Source organism: uncultured Parabacteroides sp. (assembly GCF_947855115.1).
Taxonomy (GTDB): domain Bacteria; phylum Bacteroidota; class Bacteroidia; order Bacteroidales; family Tannerellaceae; genus Parabacteroides.
The window spans coordinates 27,289-40,810 of record NZ_CANTZW010000036.1 but is presented as its reverse complement, the minus strand read 5'-3'; the positions used below and the strand labels follow the sequence as shown (position 1 = coordinate 40,810).

The following is a 13,522-nucleotide window of genomic DNA, read 5'->3' as shown; positions in this document are numbered from 1 at the left end:
TAGAATACATGCCTGTCACGCATGGGGTCGCGGGTTCGAGTCCCGTCCGGACCGCTCATTCAAAGGATAGGTCTTGAAACTTTAATGGTTTCAAGGCCTTTTTTGTTTTTGTACGGTGAAGCGTAAAGTCGTTCATATACGCAAGATTATTTGTTACCCTTCTTTCCGGATTGTTCTTGGATGGGGCAGGTCTACTCGATATAAATCAGGATAATACTTTAAGAAAAGGTGGCTTTAGGATAAAGCTGTTGTTTGCGGAATGGATATTATGCTGACTTTTTGATTAATATATGGCTGATGTTATGACACGTCTTTTTTGAGTTATCTTCAAATAGAGTGAGGGAAAGGGGGAGAATAGCCTCTTTCTTCCAGGAAAGGTACCGTTTTTGTATGCGTTAGGTCGCGAAAGGCTATACATAAGGTGGTGTTGGCCTACGCTATTAGTGGCGTTGGGCGTTGTAACAGGTCAAGAATGGGGTTGCAAGCGGTCGTGAATAGGTGTTGTAACCCTATTATAGTCCTATTATAACCTTATGAATAGCCCTTATACCCTTCTTGTTGTGAATTAAGATGAATAGATTTCGCTAGAATGAAAGGCCGTTTTGGGGTATTTCGTTGTTAAGCAGTTGGTTGCTGATTTTCTTTCGTGCATTTGTGAACGAGATGTACCTTGCCCCGGAGGAATCGATTCTCCGGGCCTTTACATTACAATATGTTATTTTGTCAATTAGATATATCTAGGCCGGTTGGCAATGCGGGCAATAATAGACGCTACCACCGAGGTAGGCCTCTTTAATGATCCGTCCGCCGCAAGCAGGACATGGGGTATGATACGTATTTTTGGAAAGGATCGTACGGTAATTACCTAAGATTCCGTATAGATCCTTTTCCGTATCGCGACCGCCTTGACGGGTCATTTCCTCCAGCGTAGATTTTAATGTATGGAAAAGACGATCTATCTCCTTTTCGGTTAACGTGGATATTTTCCGTTTCGGGGCGATTCTTGCGTTGAATAGGATATCTTGGACAACTCCGTTTCCTAAACCCGGGATGCGTTGCTCGGTGGCGAGTAACGCTTTTGCCGACAGATCTTTTTTGAGATTCTTGATTATACTGAGAAAGTAGACTTTATCGAATCTTTCGTCGAGCGGACAAGGTTTATGGAGGCTACCTTGGTAGTAGGGATTATCAAATTCTCCTTTAAACGCATAAATGGAACCGTACATCGAGACTGTAAACGCTAGGAATGAGTTATCTTCGAATACGATCATAAGCTGGTATTTCTTGGGAGCTTTTTCTGTGGAGGTGTGGTAGCATATATGGGTTCCGTCTCCGATTAATAAGTGAGTGTCTTCATCCATTAAGATATCGACAAAACAACCATGTCCACGGGCGGTTTGGATCGTCCGGCCTACCAGTATTCCGGAATATCCAGCGGGATCACCATTATAAAAGGCGAAGCGATGAAGGCTGTTCGGCTCGATGATATGAGCGATGGTTTTTCCTTTTAATGTTTCGCTAGCTTGTTGGCTGATCGTGAAAGATTCCGGGATTTCAATCATATTCGTATTGCTTTAGAGGTGATGGGGTAAATATAGATAAATTTTTGATCTTAAGCAGTCTTTATGTGAGATTTTATGGGATTGCGTTGAATTGCTTTAGGTTGTGGGAGACGGGGCACGCCCCGTCTCTACAGGATCGCGGGTTAATGTTTGCGGCTGGTGTTGGGTAGTCATTCTTTGAAAAGCATGGGAGCGAATTGAAGGAGGTAAGCCCGCCAATTGGCCCAGATATGTCCCCGGGTGGATTCTACGTACTGGTATTTCATGCCTAGGCTATCCATCCGCTGACGGAATTGCAGGTTTGCTTCGTACAGGAAATCGGTCTTTCCGATGCCGATCCAGAACAATTGATAACCGGATGTCTTGAGATTTCCTAATTTCTCGTCGAGATTCGTGTACATCGGGCTATCCGGGTCTACACCATTGGCGTTGAGTCCGGCAGAGAAAAGCCCGATATAATTAAAATAATCCGGATAGTTCAACGATACATATAATGTATGGAAACCACCCATTGACAGTCCGGCTATGGCCCGATGCCTCTTATCCGGGATCGTGCGGTAACGGTTATCGATGAAATGGATAATCTCGGTGAAACTTCTCTCGTACGAACCATCCTTGTAACCGGGGAAGCTGTTACTCATGGCCGGCTTATAGCTTAGGTTATCGGAAGTTTCGCCGGGAGCGGCCTGTTTGCTGGGATTGCCATTGGGCATGACGACAAGCATGGGTTGTATCTTGCCTTCGGCTATCAAGTTGTCCATGATACGGGCGGTACGGCCAAGTTCCAACCAAGCGTTCTCATCGCCACCACTGCCGTGTAGCAGGTACAAGACGGGGTACGACTGGATGTTCTTGTCGTAGAAAGGAGGCGTATAAACACTAAGCCTGCGTTCAGCCCTGAGGATATCCGAGTGATACCATGTGGTCGTTACGTTGCCATGCGGTACGTCGCGTACTTGGTAATAATCACCGTTTCCTCCATTGATATAGAACAGGCTGAACAAGGTTCCGACATCGCGGCAGGAGAACGGGTTGTTCGGGGCGATGTTGTAAATACCATCTATATTTAAGCGATACGTGTACATCTCGGATGGCAGGGGAGGAGTCGTGTAGCTCCATATTCCGTTTTTCCCTTTCGTCATCTCGCCATTGCCCTCGTTGGCTTCCCAGTCTCCTTTCACGGATACAGATTTCGCTTCCGGGGCTTCTACGTAGAAAGTGACGCTATTGTCTTGATTGATCACGAATGGTTCTACCTTACTGGTCTTGAACCCTACATTTTGTTGGGCGAAAACCATTGATAGCGGCAGTAAGAGGGCCGCGAGTAATGCTAGTTTTTTCATTTTTATCTATGCGGTTTAAAGGATTAAGTACTCTTGAGCCAAAGGTACTATTTATTCATCAGAATCATTTTAATTCCGGATGATAATGTAGGGGGAGGGGCTGCTCATCCTCTTATCCGGCTGAGACCGAGAACGGGCAGGCCTGCGCCGATGAGAGGATAATTGTTAATTTGTCTTATATATTTGCACAGTGTTTATATATTTGTGCCGCACATTTTCAATAAAACTGTGCAATATTAGAGAAAAGTATTTATCTTTGTCGCCGCTTACGCCGTGGATGGCGTATTGAATTAGGTATTAACAAATTAATTTTTTATGAAGAAAGTTATCGCTTTAGCATGTCTTTCCATGCTTCCTTTGTCTTATGCGGCAGCCGAGGGCTATCAGGTAAACGCCCAGAGTACGAAACAGGCCGGTATGGGACATGTCGGTGTCGCAATGAAACTAGGAGCGGAGAGTATGCATTTCAATCCGGCGGGATTGGTGTTTATGGATAAAAATGTTCATTTATCGGCTGGTGTATCCGGTGTCTTTTCAAAGGGTAAGTTCACGGATGGCGACTATGTGCAGCGTCCGGATAATACCCCGAGTACCCCTTTATTTGTATATGCAGGGTTTAAGATTTATGATAACCTTGCGGCAGGTGTCAGCTTGACAACCCCCTATGGCAGTAGCATGGATTGGGGCAAGGATTGGAAAGGTGCCCATTTGGTACAGGATATTTCCTTGAAGGCTTTCAATATCCAGCCTACCGTATCGTGGAAGATCATGGATCGTTTAAGCATTGGTGCCGGGTTGATGATGGAGTTCGGAAATATCTCCCTGAGCCGTGCGTTGATGGGACCGGGCGCTATGAACGACATGGCAAACAGTATGATGGCTCAGTTCAAGCCTATCCTGGAGGCGAATCCGGCTCTTGGCGCGGCAGTCGCCCCTACTATCAATGATATCATGAAAGATATGCAGAAATATAACGAGGCTTCTGCCGCTTCGGTTAACTTGAAGGGAGACGCAGGTATCCGCTTGGGCTTCAACGTGGGTGTTATGTATGATATCAACGAGAAATTTACGGTGGGTGTCTCTTATCGCTCCAAGGTGATGGCCCGTGTGAAAGAGGGAGATATCGTTTTGAGTTACGCCAATGAGAATGATTTGAAGAATGTGTTATTACCTAAGATTAACGGGCTGATAGAAAAAGCGGTTGCTATGGGTATCAATTTGCCTGAGAATATAAAGGAAGGTGTTCGTATCCCGCCGTTAGATCAAGGCTCATTCTCTGCCGAGCTTCCGTTGCCGGATAACTGGAACGTAGGTATTACGTATCGTCCTACCGATCGTTGGCTTGTATCCGGTGAGGTCCAATTCGTAGGCTGGGGAGCTTATAAGACGTTGGCGATCGAATTTTCTCCTTCTCCGTTGGATGAATACAATTTAGTCGCTAAAAAGGACTATCACAATTCTCGTATCTATCGTTTAGGTACTCAGTTCGCCGCGACGAACCGTTTGGATCTTCGTTTGGGAGCTTACTTCGACGAGGCGCCGGTAAAGGATGATTTCTTGAATCCGGAGACTCCGAGTATGGATAAGTTCGGTATTACGGCAGGTTTAAGTTTCCGTCCGTTAGACGCTTTGTCTGTTGATTTCGCTTTCTCGTACGTGACTGGTTTCGGCCGTGACGGTTCTTATACGGATAAAGACTTGATCACCGGGTCCGATCGTACATTCGGCGGCCATTATAACATCTATGCGTTGATGCCGTCGCTTGGCGTTTCTTACGCTTTTTAATCAATCCGCAATATTTATATCAATAAAAAAGCCGGGCTTTGAAAGTCCGGCTTTTTTATTGATATGGTATTCTGTATTATAACTGAATCCAACGTACATAAGCGAAATCCATACGGTGAGGCAATTCCTTGTTTACAGGATATACACGGAAGCCTACCTTGTGGTTTCCTGCCTCGGAAGGAGTCGTTGTCAACTGGAAGAATAACTTGGAGCCTTCTTCTTTCTTCAACTCGAATTGAGCGGTATTGATCAGCTCTAAGGTATGTTTTTCCGGATCTTCCTTCGTAACAACCATTTCGACGCCTAGCATACCTTGCAACTCATGACGATCGATTACCAAGTTGAAGTTGTATTCTTTTCCTACGACCGGACCGCTGATATTCAGATCCCGATCGCAAGTGAAAGACTCTACTTGGAAACAATCCCAATGTTGAGCGACTTCCTCTTTCCAAGCGGCTATTTGCTTAGCGATCTCGAAGTTGTTGGCAGAAATATGAGCGGAACGAGTAGCCAGTTTGTGGTAGAAACGATCCTCGTAATCGTCCAACATACGTTTCATCGTATAATCCGGAGCGATCTTAGCGATAGAGTTCTTGATATACTGTATCCAGTCTGGAGAGTATCCCTTACTGTTCTTAGCGTAGTAAGTCGGGATGATCTCGGTTTCCAGGATGTGGTAGATTGTAGCCGCATCCAACTGGTCTTGATATTGCTGGTTCTCGTACGTACGCTTGTCGGTCAACGCCCAACCCGCGCCTTCTACATAACCCTCATACCACCAGCCATCGAGAACGGAGAAGTTCAATACACCGTTCATCTCGGCTTTCTCTCCGGAAGTACCGGAAGCCTCCAACGGACGAGTCGGAGTATTCAACCATACATCGACACCGGAGATCAAACGGCGAGCCAAACGCATATCGTAATTCTCCAAGAAAATGATCTTTCCTAGGAACTCCGGACGGCGAGAGATCTCGACAATGTGCTTGATCAAACCTTGACCACCACCGTCGGCCGGGTGCGCCTTACCGGTGAACACGAACTGGATCGGGAATTTCTCGTTGTTAACGATCTTGGCCAAACGGTCTAAGTCCGTGAACAGCAAGTGAGCGCGCTTGTAAGTAGCGAAGCGACGGCCGAAACCGATCCACAACGCGTTCGGGTTGATCTTCTCAAGAATAGAGACTACCTTGGAAGGATCGCCTTGGTTCTTCAACCAGCTATCCTTGTATTGAGCGCGGATGTAATCGATCAATTTGTTCTTCAAGGTCATACGGAGGTTCCAGATCTCCTCGTCGGCCACGTTCTGGATTCCTTCCCAACATTTACGGTTCGATTGATCCTCGAAGAGCTTGACGCCAAATTTATCCGTATAGAATTTCTTCATCTCCGTAGCGGCCCAAGTCGGCATGTGCACACCGTTCGTTACGTAACCAACGTGCAACTCATCCGGGAAGTAACCTTTCCAAACCGGGGCGAACATACGCTGTGAAACCTTACCGTGCAACCAGCTTACGCCGTTGGCCTCTTGGCAAGTGTTCAAGGCGAATACGCTCATGGAGAATTTCTCGTTAGAACCCGGGTTCTCGCGTCCCATATCGATGAAATCCTGCCAGCTAATACCTAATTTGCCGGGGAACTCACCCATGTAACGTCCGAACAAACCTTCGTCGAAGTAATCGTGGCCTGCCGGAACCGGAGTGTGTACCGTATAAAGGGCAGAAGCACGTACAACCTCTAGCGCTTGGTTGAATGAAAGGCCGTCGTTCTGGATATAGTCTACCAAACGCTGGGCGTTGATCAAAGCGGCATGTCCTTCGTTGCAGTGATAAATTTGTTTCTTGATACCTAATTTGTTCAGCATCATGATACCGCCGATACCCAGCAAGTACTCTTGTTTCATGCGGTTCTCCCAGTCGCCGCCATATAATTGGTGCGTGATGGAACGGTCCCACTCGCTGTTCTGGGGGATATCCGTATCCATTAAATACAAAGGCACGCGGCCTACGCTGACTTTCCAGATATGAGCGTAAACGATTCTGCCCGGATAAGGAACCTCCAATACCATCGGCTCTCCGTTTGACTGCAATACCTGGGTCAACGGCAGGGCGTTGAAGTTTTGCGGTTCGTAGTTCGCGATCTGCTGACCGTCCATGGATAAGGTCTGCGTGAAATATCCGTAACGATACAAGAAACCTACGGCGCACAGATCGATGTTGCTGTCGCTGGCCTCTTTCAGGTAGTCGCCGGCTAATACTCCCAGACCTCCTGAGTAAATCTTTAATACATTGGTCAAACCATACTCCATGCTGAAGTAGGCTACAGACGGTTGTGTCTTGTTGGGTTTTACATTGATATAGGCTTTAAAATCAGCGTATACCTTTTGGATTTCAGCCATCAACTCCTTGTCGGCCAAGATCTCTTCCATACGTTTGTGTGAAAGACTTTGTAATAGCTGTACAGGGTTACCTTCTGTGGATTTCCAAAGTTGGTTGTCGATCTTGCCAAATAGTTTAGCGCCTTCATGATTCCATACCCACCAAAGATTTGTTGCGATCTCATTCAGTGGTTCCAGCTGTTGCGGAAGCTTGGAATGTGAGTAAACGTCCTTCCAAATAGGACTGTTTGCGTTATTCGCCTTAATTTTCATTATTGTGAAGTTTAAAGTGTTTGTCTAAAAACGTGTGCAAAGATAGCATTATCTTATTAATTATGAGCAATATTTAACTATTTCTTTCTTCGGCATGCTTCATGGCGATGTCGAAAGCACTCAGATAGTAGTCGATAAACTTGCTCCATTCTGCTTTTCGGGCGAGGTCGAAGCAACGTTGCTTGATCTCCTCGATATCCGCGGCATCTTTTCGGCTGAGAGTTAAGATAGAATTCATGATAGCCTCCGCTACCTCAAAGTAATTAAAGTCCGTGCGGTTGATAACCTCTACGCCTTCGCTAAGGTTATTCCCGGATACCGTTTTCTTAGCCCACATACCGAAACCGGCCAGGTTGGTCGTGATCGTCGGTATGCCGAAAGCGATACTTTCCAGCGGGGTATATCCCCAAGGCTCGTAATAAGACGGATATACGGTAACGTCCATGCCTATCAGCATATCATAATAGGTCTTGTTGAAGATACCTCCTTTGCCGTCCAGATAACAAGGCACGAATATAATCTTTAGTTTCTCGGATGCTGCGTTCGTGAAGCCGGCGTGATTGATGTAATTCAATACCTTGTCTTCTTGCATATTGTGCAACCAATGCGTGATGAATGGGAGCTGAAGCGGAGCGGTCGTCTTTATGTCTTGCTCGATCGCCTCTTTTAAATCCGCGCGAGGGGCACGTACCCAAGCCGGTACCATGATAAAGGCTACGACCTCGCGCTGCAAACGCCCGGATGTACGTACACGGTTCATCGCCTCGATGAAAACGTCGATACCCTTATTCCTGTACTCATAACGGCCGCTGGTGGATACCAGCAATGCGCTCGGGTCGATGGAACAACCCAATAATTTTTCTGCCACATTAATTAATGTACGGCGTGCCTCCTTCCGTTTTTTATCGTATTCTTTTCCTTCGGGTACAAAGTTTGGTTCAAAACCGTTCGGGGTAACGATGTCCGGCTCCTTGTCCAATAGCTGTTTACATTCGCGGGCCGTGATATCGCTTACGGTCGTGAAGCAATCCACGTAATGGGCGGCCTGCTTCTCTACGGAATGCTTGGCCTCCATGTTTAGTTCCTTTGCCATCTGGTCACCGTTGTAACCGTCCATATAGGCGTACAGAGCCTTGTTATTACCGGCGATAGAGCGTCCGATCGATGTGGCATGTGTCGTGAAGAGTGTCGCGATCGCGGGTATTTGCTTTTGGATGTAAAGCGCTCCCATCGCCAGCATCCATTCGTTGAATAGGGCGGCGACTTTCTTGTTTTCCAGCTTGTAGAAGTGGTAGAAGCTCTCGATCACCTTGCCCGTCGCGTAAGCGAAAATGCAAGACTCATCGTAATCGCCGTAAGCGTGGATGGAATCGACTCGGAAATTTTCCCACATAGAATAGAAAAAGGCGTCTCGTTCACTGAAGTAGGATTTGAAATCTACCAGTATAACAGGGGGGGTACCCGGTACGTTCCAGCGACCGACTTTAACTTTTAAATGCTCCGCGGATTCGGCATGTTTTTTCCAATCCTCGAATAAAGATGTGTCTTCCGTAAAATCAGGAGCAGTCGTGTCTGCCCACACATCCGGGCCGATAAAAATTACTTTGTCATTAAAAATTTGCTGAAGCGTATGAGCTTTTGTCGATAGTACGGTATAAATACCTCCCACTTTATTACAGACTTCCCAGCTGCTTTCAAAGAGAAACTCTGGCGTCTTTATCATTTCGTTCATATTTGATTTGTTTATAATCAATGATTTCACCGCTGCAAAGATAATTCTTTTTATGTTTTTTCTTGACCTTTCCTCGGTATTTAATAACATATGTTCTATATTTGTGGATAATTAAATATGAAATAATTATGGCTAAAAGAAGAATCTTAAAGAAAGAGATCAGTTGCGTGGCTGGCGAATTATTCACGGAAACGCTGGTTTGCAAATTGTATATACCCGGAGTCGATCAAGAGAAAGCGGATGCTTTGATGGCTCGTATCCTTGATATGCAAGATAGTTATATCGTCCGCGCCGGGCATCCGGACGGCAAGGACAACAAGGTGCTTGTCCGGAATTATTACCGTAAATTGAGAGCGGACTTGCGAGACGAGATTGACGCTATCGCCGACGAGATAGGAGAGTTGAGCAAGGATAAATAGGCATGAAGAAAGCGATTAGTAAGGCGATACTCCGTATGGCTGGCTGGAAGCTAGGTTCGGTGGAGGGCGTGGATTTGCCGAAGTGTATCGTATGTGTGGCCCCGCATACCAGTAACTGGGATTTTATAGTGGGGAAATTATTTTATACCTCGATTGGATGTAACGCGGGTTTCTTGATCAAGAAAGAATGGTTCTTTTTCCCTTTTAACTTGTTGTTTAACTGGCTGGGAGGTGTTCCTGTGGATCGCGGCAAGCGTACATCGGTGACCGATCAGATGGTGGAGCGTTTCAAGACCGGCGAGCGGTTCCAACTGGCCGTAACGCCGGAGGGTACCCGGAAACGGGTGAAGGAATGGAAGAAAGGTTTCTACTTCATCGCTTTGAAAGCGAACGTGCCGATCGTGGTGGCTTATTTTGATTATGGAAAGAAGGAGGTTGGCACGAAAGGTATTTTTTACCCGACCGGTGATGTGGATAGAGATATCCATGCGATACGGGAGATGTATCGGGGTATTACCGCCTGCCATCCGGAGAATTTCGTGCAAGTATAAGAATGATCGTGCTCGAGGGAAGGGATACCCTTTCTGTGAGATGAGGAGTTTCATGCGGAAGAAACTTTAGTTTCCTGTACGGGAAACTTTGGTTTCTTGCTTATGAAACTGAAGTTTCTTCCCTATGAAATAAGATGTTCATGCCGACGAGATTCCTGGTTTCGTTACCCAACGCTATTTATATTACCTTAATATCTTTAATTCTATGGCTGAAGACTTGCGTATCAGTATGATACAATCCCATATCATATGGGAAGACCATGATGAGAATCTGGGTTATTATGGCGAATTGTTACGCCGTGTTAGTGGAAGAACCGATTTAGCTGTTTTGCCGGAGACGTTTACTACCGGATTTTCCATGAACGTGGAGAAACTGGCCGATACGATGGATGGTCAGACCGTATCGGCTATAAAGGAGTGGGCCAAGAAATATAAACTGGCCGTGGCCGGGAGCTTTATAGCGAAAGATAACGGGAGGTTCTACAACCGGGCTTTTTTCATCACGCCGGAAGGGGAGGAGCATTATTACGACAAGCGCCATCTGTTCCGTATGGCTGAAGAAGACAATTATTTTTCCGCTGGCGATAAACGGTTGATCGTTTCTTATAAAGGCTGGAATATTTGCTTGCAGGTTTGTTATGATCTGCGTTTCCCGGTTTGGAGTCGCAACGTAAATAACGAGTATGATCTGTTGATTTATGTGGCCAATTGGCCCGAGGCCCGTAAGAAAGCGTGGAAGGCCTTACTGCATGCCCGTGCTATCGAGAACATGGCTTATGTCTGTGGCGTGAATCGTGTGGGAATGGATGGAAAAGGCTTTCTTTTTAGGGGAGACTCCATGATTTATAACGCTAAAGGGAAGAAATTGGCTGATGCCGGAAAGCGGGAGGAAATCACCCGTACATGCACCCTGAAGAAGAGCGAGCTGGATGAGTTTCGCGCTAAATTCCCGGCTTGGAAGGATGCGGACAAATTTAGCATGTATTGACTTCTGGTCATCTAATACTTCTTATTATGGAAAAACGTAATCCTTGGGCTTGGATCCCGTCTCTTTACTTCGCCGAAGGCTTGCCCTATGTGGTAGTCATGACGCTTTCTGTGATCATGTATAAACGTTTGGGGGTCTCGAATACGGATATCGCCTTGTTTACCAGTTGGCTTTATTTCCCTTGGGTGATCAAGCCTATCTGGAGCCCGTTCGTAGACTTGGTGAAAACAAAACGTTGGTGGATTTATAGCATGCAGTTATTGATTGGCGGGGGAATGGCAGGCGTGGCATTCGTTCTTCCCGGGGATTTCTTTCTGCGGTTTACCTTGGCTTTCTTTTGGTTGATGGCTTTTAGCTCCGCTACGCACGATATCGCCGCGGACGGATTCTATATGTTGGGCTTGACAGAAGAGCAACAGGCGTTCTTCATCGGCATCCGGAATACGTTTTACAGGGTGGCGATGCTTACCGGACAAGGATTGCTGGTTATGTTGGCAGGGCTTTTGGAAAAGAGTACCGGACGGATATCCTTTGCGTGGAGCTTGGTGTTTTTCGTATTGGCCGGGGGCTTTATCGCTTTGGCATTGTGGCATAAGTATATTTTACCTCGTCCGGCAAGTGACGCGCAACGTCCGAATATCACTCCTCATACCATCTTCGTGGAGTTTGGCAATACATTCGTGAGTTTTTTCAGTAAGAAAAGGATTGTCCCGGCCTTGCTTTTTATGCTGACATATCGTTTGGGGGAATCCCAGCTCGTAAAACTGGCTTCTCCTTTCCTGTTGGATGAACGGGAGGTTGGCGGGTTGGCGCTCAGTACCGGTGAGGTCGGGTTCGCTTATGGTACGGTAGGAGTGATCTCCTTGTTGTTGGGAGGTGTTTTAGGAGGCATGGCTATATCTCGGAATGGTTTGAGAGCCTGGTTATGGCCTATGGCGTTGGCAATCTCTTTACCCAATCTGGTTTATCTGTATATGGCTTATGCGATGCCGGAGAGTCTTTTTATCGTAAACGCTTGTGTCGCTATCGAGCAATTCGGCTACGGGTTTGGCTTTACCGCTTATACCATGTACCTGATGCTTTTCGCCGAGGGGGAATATAAGACATCTCATTATGCGATCAGCACGGGGTTCATGGCATTGGGCATGATGCTGCCGGGAATGATATCGGGATGGATACAGGAGCAAATCGGTTACCAATATTTCTTTATCTGGGTGATGATCTGTTGCTTGCCTTTATTTGTGGTATTGCCGTTTTTACGTTTCAAGAAGGAATGAGCTTGTGTGGGATACATGAGTGTTTCCTAACGGTTACAAGCTTATATGAATTGTTGGATATCAATGTCCTTTATGTGGGATAAGAAGTGGTTCTTTAACCGCTTCTTTTTATTTCACTTCCTAAAATATAATCTACATTGTATATAAATGTGTTATATAATACTTGGTACAAATATGATTATTCTATACTCAAAACACAATTTTATAAGACGTTTTTTATACCCAATAAACGTAGAATAAAAATTTAACTTTCATTTAACTATCTTCTTTTGTTTGCAGATGTTTTCATTTTGCCTTGGATATTTACACTTGTTTGGCTTTTATTTTCATAAGAAATTGATTTTCAAAAGAATATCCGTTTTTCTCTTTCGTTTTTATGCAAATGTGTTGTATCTTCGCATTGCGAAATAAATAACAATAGGTATGAAGCAAAAACAATATATACTTCCCTCTCTAATAATTGAGATTACTATGATGCTATTAGATTCGATAGTAGCGTTTCAAGTATGCAATATGCTTGGAATACGAATGAGTTTGATTCCATTAGTTATGGTCATCGGATATGTCATACTAAAACTACTATATCATCTTTGCATTATCTCAGCAAGGTATATTGTTAATACAATTCCTCCATCATTTCTAATATCAGTCAAAAAGTGTGTGAATAAAAAGACACAGCCTTTAGCATATTCACCTACCTCAAACTGTGAAGAAATCCAGAAAAAGCGAATGGAGCTATTCCATTATGAATACCAACGTGAGCAGCAACAATACCAATGGCAAAAAGAAAGAAAAGAAGATGAAAAGTTGAATGCTATCCTGAGATACACACGAGATACATTTAAACGTTTTGATTTAGAGGAGACAGAAATTTACCAAATATGCGAATCTGTCCGCTATTTTGCGACTAACCGTCAAGTGCTTTCTGCAACCGAAATTCATATCAAGAAGTGTACCTCCCTCACTCAAATCTCGTTGAAGAATTTTGCTTGGAATATCGCTTTCCAAATATAATATAGGTAGAGATATGACTACCTCATTTGTAATGGCGACATTCGCTGAGTGGTTTGTCAATTCCACATTTGATACTGTTAGAAAGAATCTGCGTACAACCACAGGACGGCATAAGATTGAAATTGACGAGAATATCTTATTAAAATATATTGTTTAAGCCTCTTTTCTACTTCCTGATAATAATTATTATAGGAAGTAGTGCTG

Annotated in this window: 9 protein-coding genes and 1 pseudogene; 6 read left to right on the top strand and 4 right to left on the bottom strand. The window is 45.1% G+C overall.

What is annotated here, in order from left to right; all coding sequences use genetic code 11:
• Nucleotides 1-737: 737 nt before the first annotated feature.
• The gene (locus tag Q0110_RS16580) at nucleotides 738-1,562 is read right to left on the bottom strand and encodes an endonuclease VIII (protein WP_297908987.1); all 825 of its coding nucleotides are present in this window, start codon (nucleotides 1,560-1,562) and stop codon (nucleotides 738-740) included.
• Nucleotides 1,563-1,732: 170 nt separating this feature from the next.
• Nucleotides 1,733-2,905 carry an esterase gene (locus Q0110_RS16575; protein WP_297908984.1) on the bottom strand — a complete coding sequence of 391 codons (1,173 nt, stop codon included), beginning with the start codon at nucleotides 2,903-2,905 and terminating at the stop codon, nucleotides 1,733-1,735.
• A 315-nt stretch (nucleotides 2,906-3,220) separates the two neighbouring features.
• Here Q0110_RS16575 and Q0110_RS16570 point away from each other — a divergent pair, with 315 nt between their 5' ends.
• A complete protein-coding gene (locus Q0110_RS16570) occupies nucleotides 3,221-4,690 on the top strand; it encodes an outer membrane protein transport protein (protein WP_297908979.1) in 1,470 nt (489 codons plus the stop codon).
• A 76-nt stretch (nucleotides 4,691-4,766) separates the two neighbouring features.
• Here the strand turns inward: Q0110_RS16570 and glgP are convergent, their stop codons facing one another.
• On the bottom strand, nucleotides 4,767-7,337 hold the full coding sequence (glgP, locus tag Q0110_RS16565) for an alpha-glucan family phosphorylase (protein ID WP_297908976.1): 2,571 nt from the start codon (nucleotides 7,335-7,337) through the stop codon (nucleotides 4,767-4,769).
• 73 nt (nucleotides 7,338-7,410) lie between these two features.
• Nucleotides 7,411-9,069: a glycosyltransferase gene (locus Q0110_RS16560; protein ID WP_297908973.1), complete on the bottom strand. Its 1,659-nt coding sequence runs from the start codon at nucleotides 9,067-9,069 to the stop codon at nucleotides 7,411-7,413.
• Nucleotides 9,070-9,197: 128 nt separating this feature from the next.
• Between Q0110_RS16560 and Q0110_RS16555 the strand changes: the two genes are divergently transcribed.
• From Q0110_RS16555 to Q0110_RS16535, 5 genes and pseudogenes are all read left to right on the top strand, one after another.
• Nucleotides 9,198-9,488 (top strand): hypothetical protein, encoded by a 291-nt coding sequence (locus Q0110_RS16555; RefSeq protein ID WP_297908970.1) that lies wholly within the window; start codon nucleotides 9,198-9,200, stop codon nucleotides 9,486-9,488.
• Between the two features lie 2 nt (nucleotides 9,489-9,490).
• Nucleotides 9,491-10,039, top strand: coding sequence for a 1-acyl-sn-glycerol-3-phosphate acyltransferase (locus Q0110_RS16550; protein ID WP_297908966.1), 549 nt, complete (start codon nucleotides 9,491-9,493; stop codon nucleotides 10,037-10,039).
• A gap of 205 nt (nucleotides 10,040-10,244) precedes the next feature.
• Nucleotides 10,245-11,027 carry an amidohydrolase gene (locus Q0110_RS16545; protein ID WP_297908963.1) on the top strand — a complete coding sequence of 261 codons (783 nt, stop codon included), beginning with the start codon at nucleotides 10,245-10,247 and terminating at the stop codon, nucleotides 11,025-11,027.
• A gap of 26 nt (nucleotides 11,028-11,053) precedes the next feature.
• Complete coding sequence (locus Q0110_RS16540) at nucleotides 11,054-12,304, top strand: MFS transporter (RefSeq protein ID WP_297908960.1); 1,251 nt, start codon at nucleotides 11,054-11,056, stop codon at nucleotides 12,302-12,304.
• A gap of 423 nt (nucleotides 12,305-12,727) precedes the next feature.
• A pseudogene (locus Q0110_RS16535) lies at nucleotides 12,728-13,475 on the top strand (hypothetical protein).
• Nucleotides 13,476-13,522: the final 47 nt, after the last annotated feature.